Raw genomic sequence first — 12,294 nt, forward strand, 5'->3', positions numbered from 1 at the left:
GGCACAGTTTCAGTAGCTCACTTGAGTTTGAGAACAACTGAGATCAAAGCTTTAAGGATTAATCGCTCCAGTCTTTTTCGATTTGCTCTGTCAGGCCTTGTCGATTCATTTTTGCGATTTCGATGTTGATCATTTTCTTTAGCTCTGGTTTTACTTTGCCTCCAAATAAGAAAGCTTGAGGTGTTTTGCTGGGTAATTGGTAGGTGAGTTGGTACTTTTCCTGGAGGTCGGATTGCTTGAGCAAGGTTTTGTAGGTTGTTATGTTTGCCACGAAATGCTTGGCAGGTCGTGCTTGTTTCCCCTGGATGAATTCAATCATTTGAGCCTTGGAATCTGCGTATAGGGGAAGTGTCTCTCTGTTTGGTGTGATGCCCGCGCTTCTCATTTGTTTTTTGAGCCAGTTTGCATTGGATGTTCCTGCTTGAACGGCCAAGCCTTGTTTGAGTATTAAGTGTAATTCTTTGTTAGTTAGTTCATTCGTTTTTCTCGCGATATTTTCTTCGAAAATAATGGCAGCAGTTGTGCCGATGATTGCTGACATGAGCAAAGTGTGTAACAGGCTGGTAACTAAAACAGTTAAGTGGTCCCTTATCTTTCTCCCGACAATGGTGTCTATCCCGTCGTTAAGGATCAGGAAGGTCCATGCTTTTGTGAGGCGCCTGACCTTTGATTTCCGTGAATTTTTTGGTTTTTTGAAATAGCTTGACGTCCAGGCCGTTATTCCTGTGACGATGAGAAGTAAAATGCTGCAACGTACTACAATTTTATTTTGAAAAATCTTCCCAACAAGTGTTAGGACTGGGCGATTGCTTTGTTGGCTGGCGATAACAATTCCGCCAGTTGTGTATGGGATCGCGTACTCGACGCGTTTTAAGCGTTCTGGCGTAACTTCGTGGCACGAGGCGATGATGTCAAATTGACCCTCTGCCGCGAGGTTGACCGCCTCATCGAAGCTTGAGATTGCGGAGAGAGTGTATTGAAGGTTGAGCCGCTCACTGATTCGCCTCCAGATATCAATTGAGAGCCCTTCAAAGTTATCGTCAATCTGATCTGAACATGGCAAATAGTTGTCAACAGTTCCAATCTTGATGATTTCCTTTTTCTCCGCTGTGACCGCGTCCGCATGAGCTGGAATTCCTTGAGAAGTTTCGCTTAGAGCGACTGCAAGAAGGCTAATTGTTAAAGCCGAGATTGCTTTTCTGGATTTCCTCATTGTGCTGTTCGGTAAGAGACATTTTCTTCGTCCATTCAGCGAAGAAGGCCATGAAATGATTTTTACGGTGTGGTCTATATGTTGTAGAAAATTATTTGACCCAACCGATCGATCGTTAAAGCAATTTGAGCTGAACTGATCTGGTTATTGGAAATTGATTTGCCATCCGAATAGCTGCTTTTGGTCACGGTCCTGGCGTTATGCCAGGTGAACCTGAACCCCTCAGCAGGTGCGATATTTTCGGAACTCAATCAGGCGAGAAAAGTAGAACGGTGCTTTGTTCAAACTGCGGCGAACTAGCTCGAATCCACAGCGTTCAGCGGCTTGCACAATTCCTGTCTCTTTCAGGGTGTACGCGCGGGTGGTTTTGCTTGGGCCAGGAAACAGTTGGCCGATGCCTTTAAGCAATGCCAACAAAGGGGTGTAGGGAGCAAAGCTCACGATCAGTCTCTGTTCGGTGAGGCTGCAGAGGTGGCGAACCATCTCCTCCGCAGCTGGTTGTGGGTAGTGAATGAACACATCGAGGCAGCAGACGGTGTGAAACGAGCCGCGGAGGCTTTCGAGATCACTGGCGAAGAAATGGAGTTTGCTCATGGTCAAGCCCGCCTCTTCTGCACGGCGCTGAGCCTCCTGTGCCATCGCTTCTGAAATGTCGCTGGCATCGATGGAACCGGCGCCCATCTCGGCTAAAGGCAAGCTGAGGCTGCCTACACCGCAGCCAGCATCACAGAAGCTCACGTCCCTGAGCTCGCCGCTTTGCTTGATCCAGCTCAACACCTCATCCACGGTCTTCTGGTGACCGATGCGAATGTTGCGCTGCACCTTGTTGACATCATCAGTGTCGCTGTAGATGCGATTCCAGCGCTCGAACCCTGTTGTTTCGAAGTACCCCTTCACCTCCTGCTTTTCAGCCTGCGTGTCGTCCAGCAGGGACTCGGGTGACATGGCATCAGAGGGGAGGATCGCGAAAGCTTAGTCAGCGTGTTGCCAGCTGAGGTTGTTGGTTTCGGCATCCCAATGCCAGCGCAACAGCTCGTTCAGAGGTCGTCCCAGCAGCTGGAACGTTGCTTGGGAATTCAGGACCTTCCTGGGTGCAACGGTTGCGGCATAGATGGAAGCACTTGGCTGGGCGCTCCAGCGCGCCAGCCGCTTTACTCCCTCAAGCAACGGCAAGGTCACGCCCGCAAGGGTTCCATCCTCAAGCCGGCAGGTGCCGTTCTTCACCAGAAGCGCACGCTCATCCCAATGGTGCACTCCGTCTTCGAGTCCGTAGGGGGCGAGTGCATCGCTGACCAGCACGAGTTGATCGCCCGCCAGCCGCTGCAAAAGCACCGCCATCGTGGGGTCCACGTGAACCCCATCAGCAATCAGGCCGAGTGCAACGTCACTCCGTAGGCAGGCAGCTCCGATCGGTCCGGGATTGCGGTGATGCAACCCCTGCATCGCATTGAAGCTGTGGGTCAACATCGTCACGCCTTTGTTGAAGGCCTCGTTGGCCGTGGTTGCATCCGCAGTGCTGTGACCAAGGGCCACGCGAATGCCCAGACCACACAGGTGTTCGATCAAGGCCGCGGCGCCATCGCGTTCTGGTGCCAGCGTGACCAGGGCAATCTCTTGCTCAAAGCCGCTGATGCGTGCCTTGAGTTCGTCCATGGTGGGACTGGCGAGGTGTTGGCGTGGATGGGCTCCCCGTCTTGCCTCGGCCAGAAAAGGTCCTTCCAAGTGGGCACCAAGCAGCTGGCAGCGCAAGGGTTGGTGAGCGGCACGCGCCTGCCTGAGCACGGTGAGAGCTTCACGCAAGGGCTCGACGCCGCAGGTCACAAGAGTGGGACTGATCGCTTCCACGCCATCGCGCCAGAGCTGATCGAGGAGCTGCAGGAGTTGTGGCAACGCAGCATCGGTCAGCTCTGGGAACGGCAGTCCCAAACCCCCATTGATCTGGAGGTCCACACCCATCGGGCTGAGCACGTCTCCGCCCCAGCTTTCACCGGCTAAGGCCGTCCCCTTAGGCATCAATCCTCGATCCACAATGCGGTCTTTTTGATCGAGTTGCAGCCACCACTGCTGAGAGTGCCCGTCCTTGCTCGTGCTTTGGGGCAGACAGACGTGTGTGATCCGGCGCATGGGGAAGGGTCCTCTGAAGCCAGTGCGGGACGATGGCAGTCTCGCTGCAAGCTTGCTGTGTCCAAGCCATCGGAGCCCACAATCGTCGCGACGTCCCGTGTTGCAGTGATCATGGGAAGTGATTCTGATTTGCCGACCCTGAAGCCAGCGGTTTCGGTCCTTGAAGAACTGGGTGTCAACGTTGAGGTGCGTGTGCTTTCGGCCCATCGCACTCCCCTGGAAATGGTGGACTTTGCAAGGCATGCAAAATCGCTGGGATTTCAAGTGATCGTTGCTGGTGCCGGCGGTGCTGCCCACCTCCCAGGCATGGTGGCCTCGCTCACCACGCTTCCCGTCATCGGCGTTCCCGTGAAGAGTCGCGCGCTCTCCGGGGTCGACTCCCTGCACTCCATTGTTCAGATGCCTGGGGGTATCCCTGTGGCCACGGTGGCGATTGGCGGCGGTTTAAACGCTGGTTTGCTGGCCGCTCAGATTCTGGCGATCAGTGATTCGACCCTCTCTGAACAACTCGAGGCCTACCGCCAGCAACTCCACGACATGGTGGTTGCCAAGGATGCCCGCCTCAAAAATCTCGGTGCTGACGCCTATCTGGATTCCATGTCGAGTAGCTGATCACACACCCTTGGTCGTGGTCAGTTTCACAATTCAATCTCAACGGAACGTTTGATGTTCGGTCCTGCCTGGATGCGTTGGGGACTCGCCCTACCTCTGTTAACACTCAACTTATTCGTGTTGCGTCAGTTGCTTGTGCCGCTGGCGCCCTTTCCGGGTTTGTTTTTGACCGCGGCCCTGATCGCCTTCCTCCTCAGCATTCCTTCCCGCTGGCTTCGTGCCCGGGGGCTTCCGGGTTGGCTTGCGATTTCCCTGGTGTTTTTGCTGGCTGTAGGAATTTTGGTGATCTCAGGCATCACATTGGTGCCCCTTTTGATTGACCAACTCGCGCAATTGATCAATGCCTTGCCAGGTTGGCTTGAAGCCTCCCAAGGGTTGATCGGCCGTCTCCAGGAATGGGCGCTGGCCCGTGGATTGCCAAGTGAATTCGGAGATCTGAGCAGCGATGTTTTGACGCGTGCCAGTCGTTTAGCGAGCCAGTTCAGTCAACAGTTGCTCAGCCTTCTTGGGGCGACCCTCGGCACTACGATCAACACCGTCATCGTCCTGGTGCTGGCGGTGTTCTTTCTGCTGGGAGGCGAATCCATTACGGCAGGGTTGGTGCGTTGGTTGCCGCAGGAGTGGCGTGAGCTGGTGGTGGCCACCATCACGCGCACCTTTCGGGGCTATTTCGCCGGTCAGGTCGTGCTCGCTTTGATTTTGAGCGCTGGTCAGATTGCGGTGTTCACCTTGCTGAAGATCCCTTATGGCGTGTTGTTTGCTGTTTTGATTGGCCTAACAACGTTGATCCCCTATGCCAGTGCTTTCACCATCGTTGCGGTGAGTGTTTTGTTGGCCGTGCAAGATCCTGGAATGGGCCTCGCCATCCTGGCGGCCGCGATTGGCGTCGGTCAGGTTGTGGATCAGGTGATCCAGCCACGCTTGATGGGGAGCATCGTTGGCTTGCAGCCGGCTTGGCTGCTGATTGCTCTTCCGCTTGGTGCACGAGCGGGCGCTTTGTTCGGTTTTGGAGAGCTTCTGGGCCTGTTGCTTGCCGTGCCAGTGGCGAGTTGCATCAAAACCCTGATCGATGCCTGGGCTGATCGTCAGGGCTTTGATCTCCCTTCGAAAGCGCTCAGCTCTGCGCAGGAATGATTTTTTGCGCAACCAGATAATGGATCACCTGGTCGACGCAGCTGTCCAGGCTGCTGTGGCCGGTGTTGATATTGAGTTCAGGATGTTCCGGTGCTTCATAGGGGCTGGAGATCCCTGTGAATTCTTTGATTTCTCCCGCACGCGCTTTGGCATAGAGCCCCTTGGTGTCACGTTCTTCGCAAACGCTGAGATCGGCTGCGCAGTGGATCTCGATGAAGTCTCCTGCGTTCACAAGAGCTCTTGCTTTGTCGCGGTCAGCCCGAAAAGGAGACACAAACGCCGTCAGCACAATCACGCCGGCATCGAGGAACAGCTTCGCCACCTCGCCGATGCGCCGGATGTTCTCTTCTCGGTCGGCGTCGGAAAAGCCCAAGTCCTTGCAGAGCCCGTGGCGAACGTTGTCGCCGTCCAACACGTAAGTCGCCAGTCCACGTTCAAACAAAGCAGCGTTCACGGCATTGGCCAAGGTGCTTTTGCCAGCCCCGCTTAAGCCCGTAAACCAGAGGATTGAGCTGCCGTGGCCCCGTTGTTTAGCGCGAGTGTCGCGATCAACCGAGGCCTGGTGCCAAACGATGTTGGTTGCTTTTGTGTTGTCGGCGGCGGCCATGAACGGAGCGCGAAAGATGGCATTGTCTCCTGGCGTAAACGACGACGGCACAATCTCGGCATGAAGCCGCTGAGGTCTCAGCCTCCAGCTCTCTTGGGTTTGTAGCCCTCTTTTTTAAGCAATTCGAGACTGAGCTCAACCTGATCCCCCTGCAACTCGATCACGCCATCCTTTGCGGTGCCGCCACTGCCAATGCGCGTTTTCAACTTTTTGAGGAGGGACTTCAAGCCATCTGGCTCTAACTCAAGACCTCGGATCACCGTGACGGTTTTGCCCCCTTTCCCTCCGCGGGTGGGCTGCACGCGAACCACCTGCTCATTTTTGGGTGTGACGCCTGCTGATGGTCCAGTTGGGCGTTGCAGACTGTCAGCACTGCTGAATTCTTGCCAGCCTCCCTTGCGCATGAGCTATTCGCATCCGTTCCTATCCTGCCGTTTCTCAACATGAGTGGGTCTGCTCCCGCTCCCCAATGGGCTGATTCCAGTCGGGGGCTCGGCCGCTGGATTGAACGGTTGATTGGCATCCGCCTGTTGCGTCGCCCCCTGTTTTTTCAGGCACGACAGCTGATCATCCGGACGGCTGAGCGCAACGGCATCCCTTGGCGGAAGCGACGGTCTGAGTTGTTGGAGGCGGCCGCTCCCCTTCTGGCGGAGAGTCGCGCCGAGGGCCTGGTTCCTCCCGCCTACTACCAAGCGCGTTTCCATGCCTATGAGCAGGGCAACCTCTGCTGGCAGGCGGCAGCGGAGGCTGAGCAAGCCACCGATGCGATGGCCCTGCGAATTTGGCCGAAGGAAGAGCTGGAGCCGCTCCAGGCTCAAACGCGACTCCGCGATGCGATCCATGCCGTGGTGGAACCGCTTCTCAGCGATTCCACCTGCGAGGTTTTGGATCTGGGTTGTTCCGTTGGCGTCAGCACCCAGGCGCTTGCCCGTTGGTTGAACGCTCGGGCCGATCAACGTGGTTTGAACAGGCCAAGGCTGATCGGTTTGGATCTCTCCCCGGAGATGCTGGCTGTGGCAAGGGTCAGAGATCGCGACAGCTTGATCAGTGAGTGGCGCCATGCCGCTGCCGAACACACCGCTTTGGCGAGTGAGAGCATTGATTTCATCAGCCTTCAGTTTGTTTGCCACGAGCTGCCTCAAAGCGCCACCCGTGAGGTGTTGCAAGAAGCAGCGCGTCTTCTGAAGCCTGGGGGCGTGTTGCTGATGGTGGATCAGGATCCAGCTTCATCGGTATTGCAACGCCTGCCAGCCGCCGTTGCGACCCTGCTGAAGAGCACCGAGCCCTACATCGAGGACTATTTCGGCCTCGATATGGGCGCTGCTCTCCTGCAGGCAGGGTTTCGAGATCTGCGTATTGAGGCCTGTGATCCACGACATCGTGTAATCGCCTGTTTACGCTGACTTATTGCAAGACGCCGTTTCAGCGGCATGCCAGACCTGTGACAAGCACTCTGCCGACTGCCAGCACCCCAGATCCAGCCAGCCTGACGCCTTCGGTTCGGCCTGAAGCTCACGGTCGGTTTGGTCGTTATGGAGGGCAGTACGTTCCCGAAACGCTGATGCCAGCGCTTGCTGAGCTTGAACAAGCGGCGGCTGAAGCGTGGAAGGATTCAGCCTTCACGACTGAGCTAAACCGGCTGCTGAAATCCTATGTAGGGCGAGCCACACCCCTCTACGAAGCGGAGCGTCTCACCGCTCACTATCGCCGTTCCGATGGTGGTCCACGCATCTGGTTGAAGCGCGAAGATCTCAATCACACGGGTGCGCACAAAATCAACAATGCCCTTGGTCAGGCGTTGTTGGCCTTGCGTATGGGCAAGAAGCGAATCATTGCTGAAACCGGCGCCGGTCAGCATGGCGTGGCCACCGCAACGGTATGCGCTCGTTTCGGCCTGGAGTGCGTGGTCTATATGGGGGCTGAAGACATGCGCCGTCAGGCGCTGAATGTGTTCCGTATGCGCTTATTGGGAGCCACCGTTCAGCCGGTCACGGCAGGAACGGCCACCTTGAAGGACGCGACGAGCGAAGCCATCCGCGATTGGGTGACCAATGTGGAAACCACCCACTACATCCTTGGATCCGTGGCTGGTCCACATCCCTATCCGATGTTGGTGCGTGACTTCCATGCAGTGATCGGCAATGAAGCCCGGAAGCAGTGCATGGAGTCGTTTGGGCGGCTTCCTGATGTGTTGTTGGCATGTGTGGGTGGAGGTTCCAATGCGATGGGGCTCTTCCATCCGTTTGTGCAAGACACCTCAGTTCGCCTGATTGGTGTTGAGGCCGCTGGTGATGGAGTGGAAACCGGACGTCATGCCGCCACGATTACGGAGGGCCGAGTGGGGGTGCTGCATGGGGCGATGAGCCTGCTTCTTCAAGATCAGGACGGCCAAGTCCAGGAAGCGCATTCCATCAGTGCTGGGCTTGACTATCCCGGTGTGGGGCCAGAGCACAGTTATCTGCGGGATATCGGCCGCGCTGAATACGCTGCCGTTACGGACGATGAGGCGCTTTCCGCTTTACGGCTTGTGAGTGAGTTGGAGGGAATCATTCCCGCTTTGGAAACCGCCCATGCGTTTGCTTGGCTGGAAATGTTGTGCCCCACGCTTCCCAGCGGCAGCGAAATTGTGATCAATTGTTCTGGCCGTGGTGATAAGGATGTGAACACCGTGGCGGAAAAACTTGGAAGTCAGCTTTGAAGACTGTGCTTCAGCGCTTGTTGAAGCATCCCAAGATGTTGCGCATCAGATTAAACTTTTGGGACTTTCTCCTCGTCCTGGTGATTGTAATCTCTGGGATTTTTCTGGTTCAATTTCTTGGTAGAGAAAATTTAGACGTGATCAGTTCTCGAGAATTGCTTCGGCTCACGAGTACTCCTCACATTCGTAATGAAGCGCCTGATGCTGCGGCTCGTGGCAGGCCATTAAAGGGGGCGGAAGTCCTGCGTGATTCGGAACTTCTGGAAGCGGCAAAATACAAGGTCTATGCAGGTATTTACGTTGCGAATAACTTCAGTCTGGATCTGGAGGTTCCTAGCTTTTCCAGCAAGGGATATATCTGGATGCGTTGGGGAAAGCCTTTCCAGGATTACTTGGAAGAAAGAGGCTTGGCTATTTCCGAGGTGATTGGACTTGAAAATGATATCAATCCGGAAACATCTGTAATCACGCCTTTGCGGGACGTCCGTGAATTTGAAGACGGCACTTTTGGGCAAGGGATGTTGTATACAGGGGACTTTTACATTGACAACTTGGACTTGCGGAGGTTTCCTTTTAACTCGGTGAGTCTCCCTGTTGTTCTTGAGGCTGATGATCCTGTCGGTGATCTGACCTATCAAAGTCTTCGTTTGATTCCTGATTTAAGGGATAGCGGGATTGGTCAGTATTCTGATCTCTTTGGCTGGCTCACACGCGGCTGGTCTTTTGGGGAATTTCGGCATCACTTTGCCTCGGGACTTGGCGTTAGCGCTGTGGATGAGGAATACAGCCAGCTTATTTTTGATGTGTCTTATCAAAAGTCTTCTTGGTCTGCATTCTGGACTTTGATTCAGCCCCTGGTTGTGGTGATGGCCTCGATTGTTTTGATTACCCGGGTGCTGACAGAGTTTCGTGTTGAGATTCCGATCGCCGTTTTGTTAACGCTGATCTTTTTGCAAGATGGATATCGATCAGAGCTGCCAAGCCTCCCTTATCTTTCGTTTTTAGATTCGATTTATGCGATTGCTTACATCCTTTCGATTGTTAGCTTCGCACTGGTCCTCTACCTTGAGAGTCTCAAGAGGCGAGCGGAATTAGAGGCCAGTGATCGTCGAGACTTGATTTTGGGACGTATCCATTTCTATGAGCAATTCTGGCCTCCTATTTCTCTTATAATTATGGTTTTATTGTCAATAGCTAGCTGGTTGTTGATCTGACAACCTTTTTAGGGTTCCCAGGGATCACTGCCAAGGAAAACCAAATCGATACTGCGATGTAATCCTGGCGTGGTGCGTCTCAGTTCATCGACGAGTCGGTCCCGGTTGATATCTGGAGCAATCGATTCCATCGCCTCAACGAGCCATTGCGCTGCCATGAAGCCTTCGAGGCTGTAGAAATCGAAATCAACTTCACCATCCTGCTGCTGCTGACGTAGGAGTCGTTGATAGCTCGCGACATCTGGGTGCCGTGCATCCCAAGGGAAGGGCACAACTTGTGTGACACCAACGCCAAAGGCGGCTGCTTGAGGTAGATCTCGAAACAGCGCTTTGGTTCCTGTTGGAGAGATGGTCATTAATTGCGGGCGGCTGCCATTTCGATGCAGGTTGTTCACCAACGAGGCCATCGTTTTGCTCAGTGAGATCACGATCAGGGCATCGGGCTTTGATTTGATAATCGTGTCGGCGGCTTGCTTTGTTTCAATGGAGTTTCGTGGTAGGGCCGCTGTGCTGACAGCGCTGAGATTGTGCTTTTTCAGGGCCTCCACTGTGCTGGCAAGCACGTCTTTTCCATAGGCGTCGTTCTGATACGCCACTGCAATTCTGACGAAGCCGTCGTTGACGAGGTGATTGACGATCCGCCGAGCTTCTTCCGCATAGCTGGCTCGGAAGTGCAACACCCCTGTCTGACCTTGTGCCCGTAGGGCGCTAGCACCTGTGAGAGGAGCAACAAGGGTGAGTCCCGCCTTCTTGGCAATCGGTAGGGCCGCTTTGCTCGTGGGTGTGCCAAAAAAGCCGAAGAGGGCCAAAACATCAGGCTCGGCCGCAAAAAAGCGGGTATTACGCAGCGTATTTTCTGGCTCATAGCCATCATCGATCCGCCAAACCTTGACGGGGCGTCCGGCGATGCCACCACGGTTATTCAACTCTCGTAGAACAGTGTCGATCCCTAGGGCGAAGCGCTCTCCGATATGCCCGGAGGGGCCTTTCAGGGGAAGGGACTGTGCCAGCAACCAAGGGCGGGGTTCTTCGTTGAGAAGTGAATCAAGGTTCTCGCTCGCAACGCTTCGTTCTGCCTCGTTGGAGGCAATCGAGGTGTTCGGCGCGGGCTCAAACGGCTCCTGGTTCGTTGTCAGGTTGACACCGCTCCAAATGGCAAACAAAGCCCCCCCGATGCTGAGTCCGAGGACGATGGCGACCGGGGGGGGCAGGGGTCTTCCTTGGAACGCCATGTCAGTTCAGAAGATTCTCGAGATGATGGGCGGCACTCTTAACGGCAGCGAGTGCTGTGGCGTAGGCCATGCGCATTGGCCCCACAAGCGCCACATGCCCCACGCCGTCTGTGGCGCTTGTGTAGGTGGCTTGGACCACTGAGCAGTGGTGCAAAGCCTGTTCGGGATGTTCTTGGCCGATCCAGATGCCATATCCAGGACTGGAAGCGGAGAGGGTTAGGGCTGCAGGACTTTGATCCATCAATTCAAGGAGTGGTCTGAGCTTGGCGCTTTGGCTGAATTCGGGCTCGGCTATGAGCCGAGACACGCCATGAAAGAGAGCCTTGGTTTCTTGGGTGGTTTGCAAGGTCTGATGGCTGTCAATGGCATCGCGGAGGGCTCTGCCGCAGGCCTGCAATTCTCTGGGCAGTGCATTCCAATTCAAACGGCCATTGCCGTCGAGCTGCCGACGCGCCCATTGATCCATCGCTTCGATTTGATGCTCACTGCCGTGGGGCAGCCGAAGATTGAGGTGACTGGCTTGGCTGGAATTTTGCACCAACATCACCAGCAATCGCTCCTCGCTGCGCACCAGTCGGATCGCTTCCAGTGCGGGTTGCCCTTGGCTGGGGTGCGTGATCAGGCTCATCAGTCCCGTGAAATCGGTGAGCCTTCTCGCCATGTTTTGGAGCAGATCATCCAGAGCTGCCCAGCGAAGGCTGAGTTGGGTTAACTCCTGATCGAGATGTTGGGCGATTGTTCCGGGCTTCGGAAGTAGGCAATCCACGTAATGCCTGTATCCACTGGGGCTTGGAACCCGTCCAGCAGATGTATGGGGTTGGGTGAGAAGACCCCGCTGCTCTAAAGCCCCCATGGCTGAACGCACGGTGGCAGCACTGGCTTGCAGATCGAACCTCTGAACCAGGGTTCGGCTCCCCACTGGCTCAATGGTGTCAACGTAGTGGTGCACTGTGGCCCTGAGCACCTCCTGTTGTCGGCGGGGCAGCGGCTGCACAGGCACACAATCAGCGTTTTGATCGTACGGAGGTTTCCCCTCGGATTGGTGGCGTTGTCATGAACCGCTGCTCAGTAACGGGGAACGCTCGGGTCGACGTCCACACTCCAGGCATGAATGCCGCCTTCTAGGTTCCAGACCTCATAATCCGGTCCTTGCTCTAAGAGCCAGCAGCCAAAATTTCGGCTACGGATCCCGGCGTGACAAATGACCACGATGGGTTTGCTGGTGGTCAGCCTTGCGGGCAGATCGGAAAGCCATAGATTTGATTCACTTAGCGGTAAATGTTCCACCTGCCCGGGGAAGGGAGCGATCTCCAGTTCGGAGTGCTCGCGAACATCAACGAGCTGAAGGGCACTGCCGCTCGCTAGCCACGCGTGAAGGTCTTTGGCGCTGATCGATTGGGGTGAAGAGGGTGTCATGGGATTCATCATGAACAAAGATGAGGCCATACCCACGCCTGCTG

General features: G+C 55.2%; 13 protein-coding genes. 5 read left to right on the top strand and 8 right to left on the bottom strand.

Going from position 1 to position 12,294, the window contains the following annotated elements; genetic code table 11:
• Positions 1-58: 58 nt before the first annotated feature.
• The 3 genes from DXY38_RS06080 to DXY38_RS06090 all read right to left on the bottom strand — a co-directional run bounded on the left by DXY38_RS06080 (position 59) and on the right by DXY38_RS06090 (position 3,337).
• Positions 59-1,213, bottom strand: a complete 1,155-nt coding sequence (locus tag DXY38_RS06080; protein ID WP_115070872.1) for an ABC transporter substrate-binding protein — start codon at positions 1,211-1,213, stop codon at positions 59-61.
• Between the two features lie 222 nt (positions 1,214-1,435).
• Entirely contained in the window at positions 1,436-2,158 is a 723-nt protein-coding gene (gene bchM, locus DXY38_RS06085) for a magnesium protoporphyrin IX methyltransferase (RefSeq protein ID WP_115070873.1), read from the bottom strand.
• Positions 2,159-2,185: 27 nt separating this feature from the next.
• Complete coding sequence (locus DXY38_RS06090) at positions 2,186-3,337, bottom strand: amidohydrolase family protein (RefSeq protein WP_115070874.1); 1,152 nt, start codon at positions 3,335-3,337, stop codon at positions 2,186-2,188.
• Positions 3,338-3,394: 57 nt separating this feature from the next.
• Between DXY38_RS06090 and purE the strand changes: the two genes are divergently transcribed.
• Both purE and DXY38_RS06100 read left to right on the top strand, forming a co-directional pair.
• Positions 3,395-3,949 (top strand): 5-(carboxyamino)imidazole ribonucleotide mutase, encoded by a 555-nt coding sequence (purE, locus tag DXY38_RS06095; protein ID WP_256359564.1) that lies wholly within the window; start codon positions 3,395-3,397, stop codon positions 3,947-3,949.
• Between the two features lie 54 nt (positions 3,950-4,003).
• Positions 4,004-5,083 (top strand): AI-2E family transporter, encoded by a 1,080-nt coding sequence (locus DXY38_RS06100; RefSeq protein ID WP_115070875.1) that lies wholly within the window; start codon positions 4,004-4,006, stop codon positions 5,081-5,083.
• Here the strand turns inward: DXY38_RS06100 and cysC are convergent.
• Positions 5,064-5,690, bottom strand: a complete 627-nt coding sequence (cysC, locus tag DXY38_RS06105; protein WP_115070876.1) for an adenylyl-sulfate kinase — start codon at positions 5,688-5,690, stop codon at positions 5,064-5,066. The genes DXY38_RS06100 and cysC overlap by 20 nt on opposite strands.
• 77 nt (positions 5,691-5,767) lie before the next feature.
• Entirely contained in the window at positions 5,768-6,094 is a 327-nt protein-coding gene (locus tag DXY38_RS06110; protein WP_115070877.1) for a translation initiation factor, read from the bottom strand.
• Between the two features lie 39 nt (positions 6,095-6,133).
• Here DXY38_RS06110 and DXY38_RS06115 point away from each other — a divergent pair, with 39 nt between their 5' ends.
• The 3 genes from DXY38_RS06115 to DXY38_RS06125 are packed head-to-tail and all read left to right on the top strand — an operon-like array spanning position 6,134 to position 9,602.
• A complete protein-coding gene (locus DXY38_RS06115) occupies positions 6,134-7,093 on the top strand; it encodes a class I SAM-dependent methyltransferase (RefSeq protein ID WP_115070878.1) in 960 nt (319 codons plus the stop codon).
• Between the two features lie 38 nt (positions 7,094-7,131).
• Entirely contained in the window at positions 7,132-8,388 is a 1,257-nt protein-coding gene (gene trpB / locus DXY38_RS06120; protein WP_115070879.1) for a tryptophan synthase subunit beta, read from the top strand.
• 20 nt (positions 8,389-8,408) lie between these two features.
• A complete protein-coding gene (locus DXY38_RS06125; RefSeq protein WP_244279031.1) occupies positions 8,409-9,602 on the top strand; it encodes a hypothetical protein in 1,194 nt (397 codons plus the stop codon).
• 8 nt (positions 9,603-9,610) lie between these two features.
• Here DXY38_RS06125 and DXY38_RS06130 read toward each other — a convergent pair whose 3' ends face one another.
• The 3 genes from DXY38_RS06130 to DXY38_RS06140 form a co-directional block, all read right to left on the bottom strand.
• Positions 9,611-10,834 (bottom strand): ABC transporter substrate-binding protein, encoded by a 1,224-nt coding sequence (locus DXY38_RS06130; protein WP_115070880.1) that lies wholly within the window; start codon positions 10,832-10,834, stop codon positions 9,611-9,613.
• Between the two features lies 1 nt (position 10,835).
• Positions 10,836-11,828, bottom strand: a complete 993-nt coding sequence (gene hrcA, locus DXY38_RS06135; RefSeq protein ID WP_115070934.1) for a heat-inducible transcriptional repressor HrcA — start codon at positions 11,826-11,828, stop codon at positions 10,836-10,838.
• A gap of 71 nt (positions 11,829-11,899) precedes the next feature.
• A complete protein-coding gene (locus tag DXY38_RS06140) occupies positions 11,900-12,250 on the bottom strand; it encodes a rhodanese-like domain-containing protein (RefSeq protein WP_115070935.1) in 351 nt (116 codons plus the stop codon).
• Between the last annotated feature and the right edge of the window lie 44 nt (positions 12,251-12,294).

Origin of the sequence: Synechococcus sp. UW179B, from assembly GCF_900474245.1 — a bacterium.
Classification (GTDB): Bacteria; Cyanobacteriota; Cyanobacteriia; order PCC-6307; family Cyanobiaceae; genus Synechococcus_C.

Coding starts and splice junctions, on each gene's coding strand:
- DXY38_RS06080 (WP_115070872.1), bottom strand. CDS start 1,213: ATGAGGAAATCCAGAAAAGCAATCTCGGCTTTAACAATTAGCCTTCTT.
- bchM (WP_115070873.1), bottom strand. CDS start 2,158: ATGTCACCCGAGTCCCTGCTGGACGACACGCAGGCTGAAAAGCAGGAG.
- DXY38_RS06090 (WP_115070874.1), bottom strand. CDS start 3,337: ATGCGCCGGATCACACACGTCTGTCTGCCCCAAAGCACGAGCAAGGAC.
- DXY38_RS06100 (WP_115070875.1), top strand. CDS start 4,004: ATGTTCGGTCCTGCCTGGATGCGTTGGGGACTCGCCCTACCTCTGTTA.
- cysC (WP_115070876.1), bottom strand. CDS start 5,690: ATGGCCGCCGCCGACAACACAAAAGCAACCAACATCGTTTGGCACCAG.
- DXY38_RS06110 (WP_115070877.1), bottom strand. CDS start 6,094: ATGCGCAAGGGAGGCTGGCAAGAATTCAGCAGTGCTGACAGTCTGCAA.
- DXY38_RS06115 (WP_115070878.1), top strand. CDS start 6,134: ATGAGTGGGTCTGCTCCCGCTCCCCAATGGGCTGATTCCAGTCGGGGG.
- DXY38_RS06130 (WP_115070880.1), bottom strand. CDS start 10,834: ATGGCGTTCCAAGGAAGACCCCTGCCCCCCCCGGTCGCCATCGTCCTC.
- DXY38_RS06140 (WP_115070935.1), bottom strand. CDS start 12,250: ATGACACCCTCTTCACCCCAATCGATCAGCGCCAAAGACCTTCACGCG.